The sequence below is a fragment of the Streptococcus sp. 2342 genome (genome assembly GCF_013276795.1).
In the GTDB taxonomy this organism is placed as follows: domain Bacteria; phylum Bacillota; class Bacilli; order Lactobacillales; family Streptococcaceae; genus Streptococcus.
The window spans coordinates 33,955-49,097 of sequence record NZ_VMLR01000002.1 but is presented as its reverse complement, the minus strand read 5'-3'; the positions used below and the strand labels follow the sequence as shown (position 1 = coordinate 49,097).

The following is a 15,143-nucleotide window of genomic DNA, read 5'->3' as shown; positions in this document are numbered from 1 at the left end:
ATTCACTGATTATAATGTTTAAATAGCGCTCCAAAGCAAAGAATTATCCTCATGAGTATGAATCTTATAAATTAACTAGCTCCAAACCGTGTTCTGTTATGCGATAGATGATCGAGCAAACTTCTTTTAAGAAACGACGGTCATGCGAAACAGTGATGAGACCACCAGGATAGGTGGCAAAGAGTTTTCTGATTTGGGGTTGAGAAGTGGGAGAAAAGTTTCGTGTAGGTTCATCCAGCAGGAGAAAGTTGGGTTTGCGCAAGACTAAATCCAAAAGCAGGAGTTTACCCTGTTGCCCGCCAGATAAGGAGCGAATTTGATACTGCATTTCTGGATAACTGAAATTGAGACTGGCTAGGTGAGATTGGATTTTTTGTAGTTCCTCTTTTTCCCCAGTTTTGCTGAGATAGGCTATTGGGGATAAATCTAATTGTAGTTTTTTATGGTAATCTTGTGGCATAACACCAAGTGAAATCTCTCTTTTGGCACTTAGTAGTTGCTGTAACTTGGCTAACAGAGTTGATTTTCCAACACCATTTGGGCCGATGATACCAATTTTTTCTTGGCCACGGATAGTTAGTTGTAGTTCTTGCACCAAAATTCGCTCGCCAATGGACAAATTTTCTTTTTCCAGTTGGATTAATACTTTAGAAGTCGCTAATGGCTGTATATCTGAGAAGAAAAGTCTGATTTCTTCCTCTTCAAGTGGTTTTTGGGTCATGGACTGAGCTATCTTTTCAAAGCGTTTTTCTTGAGAGAGAACATTTTTCATTTTTTTAGCCAATAGGCGACCGGCAGTACTGTCTTTAGTAGCTCGAAGCGCAGTTTCTACATTTTGCTTGACTCGCCGATGTTTTTCCATGGTTTTATCGTAGGCTCTTTGGTCGTTGGCTGCTTGCTGGCTTTGTCTGGCCAAATTAGCCTTTCTCTGCTCACTATTACTATCATAGTCTAAATGCTCTACTAGTGTTTCCGCTTCTTTACGGTGCTTGACCAGTCGCAAGTGGACAATAGTGTCTGCCGTTTCAGAAAGAAAGTCCTCATCATGGGAAATGAAAATAACGGTTTGCCTAATCTTTCGAATCTGACCTTTTAGCCAGTCAACCGTCTCAAGGTCTAGGTCATTTGAAGGTTCATCTAAAAATAGAATCTCAAAGGGTTTGGCTAACTCATGGATGAGCTGAATTTTCAAAGCTTCGCCCCCCGAAAGGCTTCCAATCTCTTGAACGCTAGCGAAACGGTTGCTATCAAAGTGTAACTCCTCAGCCAAACGATAGAGGATACTGTAGTCTAAATCAGCAAAATCCAAAAAGAAGTAGTCGTGTAGACTTTTCTTTTTCAGCTCTTCGGGGAGTTTTTGAGGAATGTAGGCTATTGATTGATAATCAGATTGAATGTCTCCCCTGATAGTGAAATCAGGTAAAGTTTCTCCCATTAAAGTTTTAATCAAGGTTGATTTGCCATTTCCTTCCTCTCCAATAATAGCTATCTTTTCCCCGTCTTGGATGGTCATGTTTAAGTCTGAGACAAGGTCTCGTAAATCTTTGTTTTGTGTGATGGTCAGGTGATTGATTTTTATCATATGATTGCCCTTTCTAGAATGTCGATAGTGCATAACAAAAAGCTCTACTTTATCTAGTAGAGCCCAAAGTCACTGTCAAAACTCTATTATCCTCGTTGAAAAGCTCGTCAAACTAGCTTAGGATTGCCTAATCCAACTCAAGAGGAGCAGATGGTTAGCCTTCTAGTTTTTTGATTTTCAATGAGGATAAGATACTAGAAAATCTAGTATGAAAAGAGCACACAAAAAGAGACAAAAACAAGATCTACTAAATAAAGTTTCTTTATTTGATAGACTTAGTTGTTCATGTCTCCCTTACCTCCGAGTATTAGTATCTTTATCCTATACCTTTAAGGAAATTTTGTCAACAGAAAACTGACAATTCTAATCTCTAAAATCCGAAAACAGGTCCATAGAGAGTCAGTACGTGTTTGATATGCTCGTAATGGAATTTATCATAGTTTCGCCAAGCAGTGCGTGCTTGATCATTCAGTTTTAGGCTACCAAGACCAATCAGAAGACTGGTACGTTGGTAAAATTTCTCAAGGTCGATTAAAATACTGTTGTCCAACTTTTCCGCTTTTTTGAGCTCTTGCAGAGTAGTGTTTAGCAGCTCTTGCAGTCGAATATCATCTGCCCTACCCTGTTTGCAGCTTTGGAAACTTTTATTTAACTCGGATAGGAGTTGGGTTGCATTAGTAATGAGTTCTTTGTCTTTCATGTGAGCATCCTCCTTGCTCTGATGTATTATTGCCTATAGTATGGCACTAAAAAATGTCATAGTAAACATGTTAAAAAATCGAATGTTAATTAAAAAGTTTGGTGGGCTGATTTGTAGGCTTTTCATGGTATAATCAAGAGAGTAAATCTTTATGGAGGAAGTATGAAATTAAATATTCAAGAAATTCGTAAGCAGTCTGAAGGCTTGCATTTTGAACAAACGTTAGACCTAGCTGCAGACCTGCGTGCACGCAATCAAGAAATTTTAGATGTAAAAGATATCCTTGCAGTTGGGAAAGTACAGTACGAAGACCGTATGTATTTCTTAGATTATCAACTATCTTATACCATTGTTCTTGCTTCAAGTCGCAGTATGGAACCAGTTGAGTTAGTTGAATCTTATCCAGTAACGGAAGTTTTCATGGAAGGTGCAACTAACCAACTAGATCAGGAAGTTTTAGACGATGATTTGGTCTTGCCTATCGAAAATGGAGAACTTGACCTTGCTGAGAGCGTGTCAGATAATATCCTTCTCAACATTCCTATCAAGGTCTTGACGGCTGAAGAAGAGGCTGGTCAAGGATTTGTTTCAGGAAATGACTGGCAAATCATGACAGAAGAAGAATACCAAGCCCAACAGGCAGTTAAGAAAGAAGAAAACAGTCCTTTTGCTGGCTTACAAGGACTATTTGACGGAGACGAATAATGGTCTTGTCAAAAAAACGAGCACGAAAAGTGCTGGAAGAAATAATTGCTCTGTTTCCAGATGCCAAGCCCAGTCTTGATTTTACCAATCATTTTGAACTACTAGTTGCGGTCATGTTGTCAGCTCAGACAACGGATGCAGCGGTAAATAAGGCTACACCAGGTCTCTTTGCTGCCTTTTCAACGCCACAAGCCATGTCTGTAGCGACAGAGAGTGAGATTGCTTCACACATTTCTCGCCTGGGACTGTATCGGAATAAGGCTAAATTCCTTAAAAAATGTGCCCAACAGTTACTAGATGATTTTGATGGCCAAGTTCCTCAAACACGTGAGGAATTGGAAAGTCTTGCAGGAGTTGGTCGCAAGACAGCCAATGTTGTCATGAGTGTGGGCTTTGGGATTCCAGCCTTTGCAGTGGATACTCATGTGGAGCGTATCTGCAAACACCACGATATTGTCAAAAAATCAGCGACACCGCTTGAGGTGGAAAAGCGGGTCATGGATATCTTGCCACCGGAGCAGTGGTTAGCTGCCCATCAGGCCATGATTTATTTTGGAAGAGCCATTTGCCATCCTAAAAATCCAGAGTGTGACCAGTACCCACAGTTATATGACTTTAGCAATTTATAAGCAATTTATAAGATGGGGTTTCAAAAGTTTTTGCTTGATTTTAAGCATGCTTTGTGCTATAGTATTTGATAACTAAATATTCCTTTAAACCTGTCCCGTGAGGCAGGCAAGGAGAACGATTAAGTAGTAGGGTGAAGTCTATACTGTTTGCAGTAGGGCTCGCTTGGCTATACATTTCAAGTCTCCTTGTTTAAGGAGACTTTTCTTTTTGGAGGTTTGTCATGAAGGCAAAAGAAGTTGTAGACGAATTGACTGTCAAACGAGCGATTACGCGTATTACTTATGAGATTATCGAACGCAACAAAGATTTGAATAAAATCGTCTTGGCTGGTATTAAAACTCGTGGTGTCTTTATCGCCCACCGAATCCAAGAACGTTTGGAACAGCTAGAAAATCTTTCAGTTCCTGTTGTGGAATTGGATACTAAACCTTTCCGTGATGATGTTAAAAGTGGAGAAGATACTTCTTTGGTTTCTGTCGATGTGACAGACCGCGAAGTTATCTTGGTGGATGATGTGCTCTATACAGGTCGTACCATCCGTGCTGCTATTGATAATATTGTAGGTCATGGTCGTCCTGCGCGCGTGAGTTTAGCAGTTCTAGTCGATCGTGGACATAGAGAATTGCCAATCCGTCCAGATTACGTTGGAAAAAACATACCAACTAGTCGTTCTGAAGAAATCATCGTAGAGATGGCAGAACTTGATGGCCAAGATAGAGTTCTGATTACTGAAGAAGCTTAGAAAGCTAAAGGAGTAGCCATGTCAGTAAATCAACAAGCATTAAACCATGTGGTGTCCATGGAAGACCTCACTGTCGATCAAGTGATGAAATTGATCAAGCGAGGAATTGAGTTTAAAAATGGAGCTCAGCTTCCCTATGAGGACCATCCGATTGTTTCCAATCTTTTCTTTGAGGATTCTACACGAACGCATAAGTCCTTTGAAGTGGCAGAGATTAAACTGGGATTGGAGCGACTTGACTTTGATGTGAAGACTAGTTCAGTCAATAAGGGTGAGACACTTTATGATACCATTTTGACTCTGTCTGCTTTAGGAGTGGATGTCTGTGTGATTCGCCACCCTGAGGTTGACTACTACAGAGAGTTAATTGCAAGTCCGACGATTACGACTTCCATCATCAATGGTGGAGATGGTTCGGGTCAACACCCTAGCCAGAGCTTGCTTGATTTGATGACTATTTATGAGGAATTTGGTCACTTTGAGGGTCTCAAGGTTGCGATTGCAGGTGACTTGGACCACTCACGCGTTGCTAAATCCAATATGCAGATTTTGAAACGCTTGGGAGCTGAACTTTATTTTGCTGGACCTGAGGAATGGAGAAGTCAAGAGTTTGCAGATTATGGACAGTTTGTAACCATTGATGAAATCATTGATCAGGTGGATGTCATGATGTTTCTCCGTGTGCAACATGAACGCCATGATAGTGGAGCTGTCTTTTCAAAAGAAGACTACCATGCCCAACATGGCTTGACTCAAGAACGTTATGACCGTTTGAAAGAAACAGCAATCCTTATGCACCCAGCCCCAGTCAACCGTGATGTAGAAATCGCAGACCACTTGGTTGAAGCACCAAAATCACGGATTGTCCAACAAATGACCAATGGTGTCTTTGTTCGAATGGCAATCTTAGAATCCGTACTGGCGAGTAGAAACGCCAACTAAAACACAAGACGTTAAAAGACGCCAGTGAGCGTCCACGAGAGGTGAAAATATGACAAAAAGACTTCTAGTATTAGAAGATGGCACAGTTTTTGAAGGCAAGGCCTTCGGAGCAGATATTGATGTAACAGGCGAAATCGTCTTTAATACAGGTATGACCGGCTACCAAGAATCCATTACAGACCAGTCTTATAATGGACAAATCTTGACCTTTACTTATCCTTTGGTGGGAAATTATGGAATTAATCGTGATGATTACGAATCCATCATTCCAACTTGTAAAGGAGTCGTTGTTTTTGAAGAAGCACGAAGAGCAAGCAACTGGCGCAACCAAATGACCTTGGATGAATTTTTGAAAGCCAAGAAAATTCCGGGTATTTCTGGAATTGATACGCGTGCACTTACCAAGATTATCCGTAAGCATGGTACGATGCGTGCAACCTTGACTCATGTTGGAGATAGTATGGACCATGTGACGGACCAGCTCCAAGCAACAGTTTTGCCGACAGATAATATCAAGCAGGTTTCTACTAAAACATCCTATCCAGCTCCAGGAGTTGGTTTGAGCGTGGTTCTAGTGGACTTTGGTCTTAAGCACTCAATTCTACGTGAACTTTCTAAACGCAACTGTAACGTGACAGTTGTTCCCTATTCGACAACGGCTGAAGAAATTCTCCATCTCAATCCTGACGGAGTTATGTTGTCAAACGGTCCAGGTAACCCAGAAGATGTTCCACAGGCACTGGATATGATTCGTGGTGTGCAAGGGAAAATTCCAATCTTTGGTATTTGTATGGGGCATCAACTCTTTGCAATGGCAAATGGTGCTAAGACCTACAAGATGAAATTTGGACACCGTGGATTCAACCATGCGGTACGCGAAATTGCTACAGGACGTGTGGATTTTACAAGTCAAAACCATGGTTATGCAGTTAGCCGTGAGGATTTGCCAGAACACTTGATTATCACCCACGAAGAAATCAATGACAAGTCAGTTGAAGGTGTGCGTCACAGATACCAACCTGCTTTCTCTGTTCAATACCACCCAGACGCAGCCCCTGGTCCACACGACGCAAGCTACCTATTCGACGAGTTTATCGAGATGATGGAAGCTTTTAAACAATCAAACTAAGAACGAGTAAAAGCTTGTCGGAGAATTTATTTAACTGAACTCGGACGGAAAGCTTGGAATTTAGAGAAACCAATTTGGATTGTCAATCCTTCCTTGGTTTCCTAAAATTCAATCGCTTTCTATTCGTCCTTTGTATCTTATTTAATGGCAACCCGAGAGTTGCCGAATAGAAAGGCAGGTCGTTTCTTTTAGTCGCTATCAGGCGAACTAAAAACTCCCTGCACTAGATTTTTTACCGAAAAGTATCGTTTCGCTAAAAAATCGTCGGAGAATTTATTTAATGGCAACCCGAGAGTTGCCGAATAGAAAGGAGAAGATACATTGTTCGCGGAAGTGAACACGTCCTAAGAACTGTGTGAAAAAGATAAACATCGTCTTGACGCTAAAGGCGTCTGCACCGAGTTTCCTATTTTCACTGTGTTCTTTACGGGCTTTGTATCATAAACTATGCCTAAACGTACTGATATTCAAAAAATTATGGTGATTGGTTCTGGTCCGATTATTATTGGTCAGGCTGCTGAGTTTGACTATGCTGGAACCCAGGCTTGCTTGTCGTTGAAAGAGGAAGGTTATGAGGTTGTCTTGGTTAACTCAAATCCTGCAACCATCATGACGGATAAGGAAATTGCTGATAAGGTTTATATTGAACCGATTACACTTGAGTTTGTGACACGTATTCTTCGTAAGGAGCGTCCAGATGCCTTGCTACCAACACTCGGTGGTCAGACAGGTCTCAACATGGCCATGGAATTATCTAAAAATGGTATTCTTGATGAGCTTGGTGTTGAGCTTCTGGGAACTAAATTATCTGCCATTGACCAAGCGGAGGACCGTGACCTCTTTAAACAATTGATGGAAGAGCTCAACCAACCCATTCCAGAATCTGAAATTGTAAACACTGTTGAAGAAGCTGTTGCCTTTGCAGCAACAATTGGCTACCCAGTCATCGTTCGTCCAGCCTTTACCCTAGGTGGTACTGGTGGTGGAATGTGTGCTAATGAGGAAGAATTGCGTGAAATCTCTGAAAATGGATTGAAATTGTCACCTGTGACCCAATGTTTGATTGAACGTTCAATCGCAGGTTTCAAGGAAATCGAATACGAAGTGATGCGCGACTCGGCTGACAATGCCCTGGTTGTTTGTAACATGGAAAACTTTGACCCAGTTGGGATTCACACAGGGGATTCCATCGTATTTGCCCCTGCCCAAACCATGTCAGATTATGAAAACCAAATGCTACGTGACGCGAGCTTGAGCATTATCCGCGCTCTCAAGATTGAAGGTGGGTGTAACGTTCAGCTAGCCCTTGATCCGCATAGCTTCAAATACTATGTCATCGAAGTAAACCCCCGTGTATCACGTTCTTCAGCCCTTGCTTCAAAGGCGACAGGTTATCCGATTGCTAAGTTAGCTGCTAAGATTGCCGTCGGTTTGACTTTGGATGAGGTCATCAACCCAGTTACAGGTTCAACCTATGCCATGTTTGAACCAGCCCTTGACTACGTGGTTGCCAAGATTCCTCGTTTCCCATTTGACAAGTTTGAAAAAGGTGAGCGCCGTCTGGGTACCCAGATGAAGGCGACTGGAGAAGTTATGGCAATTGGTCGTAACATCGAAGAATCTCTCCTTAAGGCCTGTCGCTCCCTTGAAATTGGGGTGCACCACAATGAAATGCCTGAACTTGCAGCAGTTTCTGATGATTCCTTGATTGAAAAAGTAGTCAAAGCACAAGATGACCGCCTCTTCTACGTATCAGAAGCCATTCGCCGTGGCTACACACCAGAAGAAATTGCTGAATTGACTAAGATTGATATATTCTATCTTGATAAACTCTTGCATATCTTTGAAATTGAGCAAGAATTGGGTGCCCATCCACAAGATCTAGAAGTTTTGAAAACAGCTAAACTTAATGGCTTCTCAGACCGTAAGATTGCTGAACTTTGGGAAACGACTGCAGACCAAGTTCGTCAGCTTCGTTTGGAAAACAAGATTGTCCCAGTCTACAAGATGGTCGATACTTGTGCGGCAGAGTTTGACTCTGAAACACCATATTTCTATTCAACCTATGGTTGGGAAAACGAGTCTATCAAGTCTGATAAGGAATCCGTTCTAGTCCTAGGTTCAGGTCCAATCCGTATCGGTCAAGGGGTCGAGTTTGACTACGCAACTGTTCATTCAGTTAAGGCTATTCAGGCGGCTGGTTATGAAGCCATCATCATGAATTCAAACCCAGAGACCGTTTCTACAGACTTCTCTGTGTCTGACAAGCTCTACTTTGAACCATTGACTTTTGAAGATGTTATGAACGTCATTGACTTGGAGCAACCAAAGGGTGTTATCGTTCAGTTTGGTGGTCAAACAGCTATCAACCTTGCGGAGCCATTGGCAAAAGCAGGTGTGACCATCCTTGGTACACAGGTCGCTGACCTAGACCGTGCCGAAGACCGTGACCTCTTTGAGCAAGCTCTAAAAGATTTGGACATTCCACAGCCACCAGGACAAACGGCTACCAATGAAGAAGAAGCAGTGCTTGCAGCTCGCAAGATTGGCTTCCCAGTCTTAGTTCGCCCATCTTATGTTTTAGGTGGACGTGCCATGGAAATCGTTGAAAATGAAGAAGACCTTCGTTCTTACATGCGAACTGCTGTTAAGGCTAGTCCAGACCACCCAGTTCTTGTTGACTCTTACATCGTTGGGCAAGAGTGCGAAGTTGATGCCATTTCAGATGGTAAAAATGTACTCATTCCTGGTATCATGGAGCATATCGAACGTGCTGGTGTCCACTCAGGTGACTCAATGGCCGTTTACCCACCACAAACCTTGTCGCAAAAGGTTCAGGAAACCATTGCAGACTACACAAAACGCCTAGCAATCGGTCTTAACTGCCTTGGAATGATGAACATCCAGTTTGTCATCAAGGATGAAAAAGTCTATGTTATTGAGGTCAATCCACGTGCTAGCCGTACGGTGCCATTCCTTTCTAAGGTAACCAATATCCCTATGGCACAAGTAGCAACCAAGCTCATTCTTGGTCAAAGTTTATCAGAACTTGGCTACCAAGATGGACTTTACCCTGAAAGCACCCGCGTTCATATCAAGGCACCTGTCTTCTCCTTCACAAAACTAGCTAAGGTAGACAGCTTGCTCGGTCCTGAAATGAAGTCAACAGGGGAAGTTATGGGTTCTGATACGACTTTGGAAAAAGCTCTCTATAAGGCCTTTGAAGCTTCTTACTTACACTTGCCAACTTTTGGTAACGTTGTATTTACTATCGCAGATGATGCCAAAGAAGAAGCCTTGGACTTGGCTCGTCGTTTCCAAAATATTGGCTATGGAATCCTCGCGACAGAAGGGACAGCAGCCTTCTTTGATAGTTATGGCCTGCAAGCTCAACCAGTTGGTAAGATAGGTGATGACGATAAGGATATTCCAAGCTTTGTTCGCAAAGGAAGAATCCAAGCTATCATTAACACAGTTGGAACAAAACGAACTGCTGACGAAGATGGTGAGCAAATTCGCCGTTCAGCCATTGAACACGGGGTGCCACTCTTCACAGCGCTAGATACAGCTAATGCCATGCTCAAAGTATTGGAAAGCCGTAGTTTTGTCACAGAAGCGATCTAGTTGAGAAAGAATTTTCACAGTTTTAAAGCCAGCGTCAGAAAACGCTGGCTTTTGCGACATTAGTGCAGGCTATTCAACTATCAGTTCTTCACTCAAGAATGATGATGAACTGTGATGCGATAAGAATAAATTGGGAATGGCTTATGATGTTAATCGTTCACCTTTTTTGTAATTCTAGTATATCAGAGTCAATATATATTTGCATGCTACTCCCTTTTGTAAAAATGGTCATTTCAGGTGAAAAAAACGACATTTCAGATTTTCTGTTCCAGAAATAGCTATCGCTATGATATAATTATTTTATGATTATTACTATTCCTATAAAAAACCAAAAAGATATTGGTACACCATCTGATTCAGTCGTTGTTCTCGGCTATTTTGATGGTATACACAAGGGGCATCAAGAATTATTTCGTGTTGCCAATAAGGCTGCGAGAAAAGATTTATTGCCTATCGTCGTTATGACCTTTAATGAATCTCCAAAGATCGCTTTAGAGCCTTATCATCCTGATCTGTTTTTACATATTTTAAATCCTGCTGAACGTGAGAGGAAATTAAAGCGTGAAGGTGTAGAAGAATTATATCTCCTTGATTTTAGTAGTCAATTCGCTAGTCTCACGGCAGAAGAATTTTTTGCAACTTATATCAAGGCTATGAATGCCAAAATTATTGTTGCAGGTTTTGATTATACATTTGGTTCTGACAAAAAAACAGCAGAAGATTTAAAGAATTACTTTGATGGAGAAGTTATCATTGTTCCACCTGTGGAAGATGAGAAAGGAAAAATCAGTTCAACTCGTATCCGTCAAGCTATTTTAGATGGAAATGTGAAAGAAGCAGGAGAACTTTTGGGGGCACCGCTTCCATCCAGAGGTATGGTGGTTCATGGCAATGCTCGTGGTCGTACAATTGGTTATCCGACAGCGAATTTAGTGCTTTTAGACCGTACTTATATGCCAGCAGATGGCGTTTATGTCGTTGATGTTGAGATTCAAAGACAGAAGTATCGTGCTATGGCTAGTGTCGGGAAAAACGTGACCTTTGATGGAGAAGAAGCACGTTTTGAAGTCAATATTTTTGATTTTAATCAAGATATTTATGGGGAAACCGTCATGGTTTATTGGCTTGATCGCATTCGAGATATGACCAAATTTGACTCAGTTGACCAATTAGTGGATCAGTTAAAGGCTGATGAAGAAGTAGCTCGGAATTGGTCTTAAGAGCTTGAGTAAACAAAAAAGAGGTTGTTTGTAACCCAAAAGATAGATGATTTAGTCTAACTTTTTAGGTCACGACATTACCTCTTTTTATTCTTTTTCAAAGGTGAATCCTTCTCCAAGGATTTCGTGGGCTTCTGTAATAGTGATAAAGGCTTGCGGATCGATTCGATGAATCATTTCCTTCATTTTTACAATTTCATTTCTACCGACAATACAGTAAATGATTTTCAAATCTTTTTGACTATAGTAGCCTTGACCGGAAATAAAAGTAACACCTCTTCCTAGGTCATCATTGATCGCCTTAGCAAGTTGGTCAGGACGTTTTGTGATAATCATAAAGCCTTTACCTGCGTAGCCACCTTCGCCAATCAAATCAATAACACGCGAAACGATAAAATCAAATAAGAGTGTGTAGGAAACCAATCTCAAATCCTTGAAGATAAGGAGAATGAGCATGAGAATACAAAAATCTAAGATAAAAAGTAGTTTACCCATTGATATATGAGTGTATTTGTTGAGAATACGAGCTAGAATATCAGTTCCGCCAGTTGTACCTCCAGCATTAAAAATAATTCCAAGGCCAATTCCCAATAGGATTCCTGCTATAAGGGCTGTGATTAGTAAATCACCTTGAAGATCAATATGAAGGGGAATACGCTCAAAAAAAGCCAACCAGGCGGATAAGGCTAAGGTTCCTAGCAAACTAGAATAGAGGGATTTGGCTCCAAATATTTTCCAAGCTAGGATGAAAAGGGGAATGTTAATCAGCAGGTTCATGAGAGAAACAGGTATTTTAAAAAGATAAAAGGTGATGAGGGTAATACCTGTCGCCCCTCCTTCAAAGAGATGATGAGGAACTACAAAATAAGTCAGGCCAAAAGCATAAATAGCAGCACCTAGTAAAATGGTAAAAATAGGGTAAATTTTTTTAATCATAGGACACCTCTTTTCTTATAAGTTGATTATATCAAATTTTTACGGAAAATTTGAATGACTCCATTAGGATTTTTAATCTTTTTTTGATATAATTAAGAGTAAGAAAACCAATCTGAATCCTAAAATAGAAAGATTGATATTATGACAAAAATTAAGATTGTAACCGATTCATCTGTTACTATTGAACCAGAACTAGTAAAGCAATTAGATATTACAATTGTTCCATTATCTGTAATGATTGATAATGTTGTTTATTCTGATGCTGATTTGAAAGAAGAAGGTAAATTTCTTCACTTGATGCAAGAAGCTAAGAATCTTCCGAAAACAAGTCAGCCGCCTGTAGGTGTCTTCGCTGAAGTATTTGAAGACCTATGCAAGGATGGTAGTCAGATTCTTGCTATTCATATGTCCCATGCTCTTTCGGGGACTGTAGAAGCAGCGCGTCAAGGTGCTAGTTTATCTACTGCAGATGTGACTGTTGTTGATAGTTCCTTCACTGACCAAGCCTTGAAATTCCAAGTTGTTGAGGCTGCGAGATTAGCTCAAGAAGGCAAAGACATGGAGACAATTTTATCTCATGTAGAAGAGGTTAAAAACCACACAGAACTTTATATTGGCGTTTCAACTTTGGAAAATCTTGTCAAAGGTGGACGAATTGGCCGTGTAACTGGATTGTTGAGTTCCCTTCTCAATATCCGTGTTGTCATGCAAATGAAAGACCATGAATTGCAGCCAATGGTTAAAGGTCGTGGAGCTAAAACTTTTAAAAAATGGTTAGATGAGTTGATAACATTGCTATCTGATCGTTCTGTAGCAGAGATTGGAATTTCATATTCTGGTAGTGATGATTGGGCAAAAGAGATGAAAGAAAGCTTACAAGCTTATGTTGAAAAGCCAATTTCTGTTTTGGAAACGGGTTCCATTATTCAAACTCACACGGGTGAGAACGCTTGGGCTATTTTGGTACGTTACCACTCCTAAAAAAATAAATAAAATGGGAAGAAATAGCGTTTTTAACTTGACCTAAAAGGGATTTTAGGATATGATTATATTTGTTAATTAGAAATTATTTGGAGGAATCATTAACATGGCAAACAAACAAGATTTGATCGCTAAAGTAGCAGAAGCTACAGAATTGACTAAGAAAGACTCAGCAGCAGCAGTTGAAGCTGTATTTGCAGCAGTAGCTGACTATCTTGCAGCTGGTGAAAAAGTTCAATTGATTGGTTTTGGTAACTTTGAAGTTCGTGAGCGTGCAGAACGTAAAGGTCGCAACCCACAAACTGGTAAAGAAATGACAATTGCAGCTTCTAAAGTTCCAGCATTCAAAGCTGGTAAAGCTCTTAAAGACGCTGTTAAATAATCAGCCTTTAAAAAGCCTATTGTATCAAGCTATAAAGCTTGATACAATAGGCTTTTTTGTGTATAGGGGGCAAAACACTATTTTTTCACTTGTTTTAGGATGATGTCAACCAGCATTTTCGTTATTTTCTAATAGTGCTGAGTTTTTATACTCTTCTAAAATCTCTTTAAACTACGTCAGCTTCACCTTGCCGTAGGTATATGATACTGACTCTGTCAGTTCTATCCACAACCTCAAAACAGTGTTTTGAGCAACCTGCGGCTAGCTTCCTAGTTTGCTCTTTGATTTTCATTGAGTATCAGTCCTCTTTCACTTGGGAAGAGGCTTTTTAATACTGGGAAAAGGACAGTTAGAGTCTTCTGTGTTATACTAGAGATATGTTAGATTTGAAAGAATACGGTATCGCCATGTGGCCGGAGGAAAAGATCATTTCTTTTCGTAAGAAACTTCTCAACTGGTATGATGAAAACAAAAGAGATTTACCCTGGCGTAGAAGTAAAAATCCTTATCATATCTGGGTATCTGAAATCATGCTCCAGCAGACCAGGGTGGATACAGTTATTCCTTATTACGAACGATTTTTGGACTGGTTTCCAACAGTGGAAAGTTTGGCGAATGCGCCTGAAGAGCGTTTGTTGAAGGCTTGGGAAGGTTTGGGTTATTATTCTCGAGTTCGTAATATGCAGGCTGCAGCCCAGCAGATTATGACTGACTTTGGGGGCCAATTTCCAAACACCTATGAAGGAATTTCCAGTTTGAAAGGGATTGGCCCTTACACAGCAGGAGCCATTTCCAGTATCGCTTTTAATTTGCCTGAGCCAGCTGTAGATGGTAATGTTATGCGTGTTTTGGCCCGTCTGTTCGAAGTCAACCATGATATTGGGATTCCAAGTAATCGCAAAATTTTTCAGGCAATGATGGAAATCTTGATTGATCAGGATCGTCCAGGCGACTTTAATCAAGCTTTGATGGATTTAGGGTCTGATATTGAGGCTCCTGTAAATCCCAGACCAGAAGAAAGCCCAGTTAAGGACTTCAGTGCAGCATATCAGAATGGAACCATGGACCGTTATCCAATTAAGGCTCCCAAGAAAAAGCCAGTTCCTATTTATCTAAAAGCCTTGGTGGTAAAGAATAGTCAGGGACAATTTTTGCTTGAAAAAAATGAAAGCGAAAAGCTATTGGCAGGTTTTTGGCATTTCCCACTGGTAGAAGTTGATGATTTTTCGCAAGAAGAGCAGTTTGACCTCTTTCATCAGGTTGCGGAAGAAAGTGTAAACTTTGGCCCCAGTCCAGAGGAGAGTTTCCAGCAGGACTATGACCTAGATGTTGCTTGGTTTGATGTTTATTTTGAGACTGTCAAGCATGTCTTTAGTCATCGTAAATGGCATGTTCAAATTGTAACAGGTCAGGTGAGTGACTACCATGATTTTTCAGATAGGGAAGTTCGCTGGCTTTCACCAGAAGAGTTCAAGAATTACCCACTTGCCAAACCCCAACAAAAAATCTGGCAGGCTTATGCAAAAGCCAACTTAGACAGTAGCCAAGACTAGCTATCGTGTCTTCTTGT

13 protein-coding genes are annotated in these 15,143 nt (G+C 40.8%); 10 read left to right on the top strand and 3 right to left on the bottom strand.

From position 1 onward, the window contains the following. Window positions 1–64 precede the first annotated feature (64 nt). The gene (locus HT689_RS01375) at window positions 65–1,615 is read right to left on the bottom strand and encodes an ATP-binding cassette domain-containing protein (protein ID WP_173251790.1); all 1,551 of its coding nucleotides are present in this window, start codon (window positions 1,613–1,615) and stop codon (window positions 65–67) included. A gap of 337 nt (window positions 1,616–1,952) precedes the next feature. Next, window positions 1,953–2,282 carry a hypothetical protein gene (locus HT689_RS01370; protein ID WP_000653208.1) on the bottom strand — a complete coding sequence of 110 codons (330 nt, stop codon included), beginning with the start codon at window positions 2,280–2,282 and terminating at the stop codon, window positions 1,953–1,955. A 162-nt stretch (window positions 2,283–2,444) separates the two neighbouring features. Between HT689_RS01370 and HT689_RS01365 the strand changes: the two genes are divergently transcribed. The 7 genes from HT689_RS01365 (at window position 2,445) to HT689_RS01335 (ending at window position 11,274) form a co-directional block, all read left to right on the top strand. After that, the gene (locus HT689_RS01365; protein WP_000773212.1) at window positions 2,445–2,987 is read left to right on the top strand and encodes a DUF177 domain-containing protein; all 543 of its coding nucleotides are present in this window, start codon (window positions 2,445–2,447) and stop codon (window positions 2,985–2,987) included. Then, window positions 2,987–3,616 (top strand): endonuclease III, encoded by a 630-nt coding sequence (gene nth, locus HT689_RS01360; protein WP_173226543.1) that lies wholly within the window; start codon window positions 2,987–2,989, stop codon window positions 3,614–3,616. Before HT689_RS01365 ends, nth begins: the two co-directional genes overlap by 1 nt. A 221-nt stretch (window positions 3,617–3,837) precedes the next feature. Next, a complete protein-coding gene (gene pyrR, locus HT689_RS01355; RefSeq protein WP_000644747.1) occupies window positions 3,838–4,359 on the top strand; it encodes a bifunctional pyr operon transcriptional regulator/uracil phosphoribosyltransferase PyrR in 522 nt (173 codons plus the stop codon). A gap of 18 nt (window positions 4,360–4,377) precedes the next feature. Continuing rightward, complete coding sequence (locus HT689_RS01350) at window positions 4,378–5,301, top strand: aspartate carbamoyltransferase catalytic subunit (RefSeq protein WP_000115770.1); 924 nt, start codon at window positions 4,378–4,380, stop codon at window positions 5,299–5,301. A 49-nt stretch (window positions 5,302–5,350) separates the two neighbouring features. Beyond that, entirely contained in the window at window positions 5,351–6,430 is a 1,080-nt protein-coding gene (locus tag HT689_RS01345) for a carbamoyl phosphate synthase small subunit (RefSeq protein WP_000166853.1), read from the top strand. A gap of 447 nt (window positions 6,431–6,877) precedes the next feature. After that, on the top strand, window positions 6,878–10,054 hold the full coding sequence (carB, locus tag HT689_RS01340) for a carbamoyl-phosphate synthase large subunit (RefSeq protein WP_173280772.1): 3,177 nt from the start codon (window positions 6,878–6,880) through the stop codon (window positions 10,052–10,054). A 302-nt stretch (window positions 10,055–10,356) separates the two neighbouring features. Then, the gene (locus HT689_RS01335) at window positions 10,357–11,274 is read left to right on the top strand and encodes a bifunctional riboflavin kinase/FAD synthetase (RefSeq protein WP_173280763.1); all 918 of its coding nucleotides are present in this window, start codon (window positions 10,357–10,359) and stop codon (window positions 11,272–11,274) included. An 87-nt stretch (window positions 11,275–11,361) separates the two neighbouring features. Here the strand turns inward: HT689_RS01335 and HT689_RS01330 are convergent, their stop codons facing one another. Continuing rightward, the gene (locus HT689_RS01330) at window positions 11,362–12,210 is read right to left on the bottom strand and encodes a YitT family protein (protein WP_023942678.1); all 849 of its coding nucleotides are present in this window, start codon (window positions 12,208–12,210) and stop codon (window positions 11,362–11,364) included. 141 nt (window positions 12,211–12,351) lie between these two features. Between HT689_RS01330 and HT689_RS01325 the strand changes: the two genes are divergently transcribed. From HT689_RS01325 to mutY, 3 genes are all read left to right on the top strand, one after another. Beyond that, window positions 12,352–13,191: a DegV family protein gene (locus HT689_RS01325; RefSeq protein WP_173280761.1), complete on the top strand. Its 840-nt coding sequence runs from the start codon at window positions 12,352–12,354 to the stop codon at window positions 13,189–13,191. A gap of 106 nt (window positions 13,192–13,297) precedes the next feature. Then, on the top strand, window positions 13,298–13,573 hold the full coding sequence (locus HT689_RS01320) for an HU family DNA-binding protein (protein WP_001284639.1): 276 nt from the start codon (window positions 13,298–13,300) through the stop codon (window positions 13,571–13,573). 377 nt (window positions 13,574–13,950) lie between these two features. Beyond that, complete coding sequence (mutY, locus tag HT689_RS01315; RefSeq protein ID WP_172934919.1) at window positions 13,951–15,126, top strand: A/G-specific adenine glycosylase; 1,176 nt, start codon at window positions 13,951–13,953, stop codon at window positions 15,124–15,126. The last annotated feature ends 17 nt before the right edge of the window (window positions 15,127–15,143 follow it).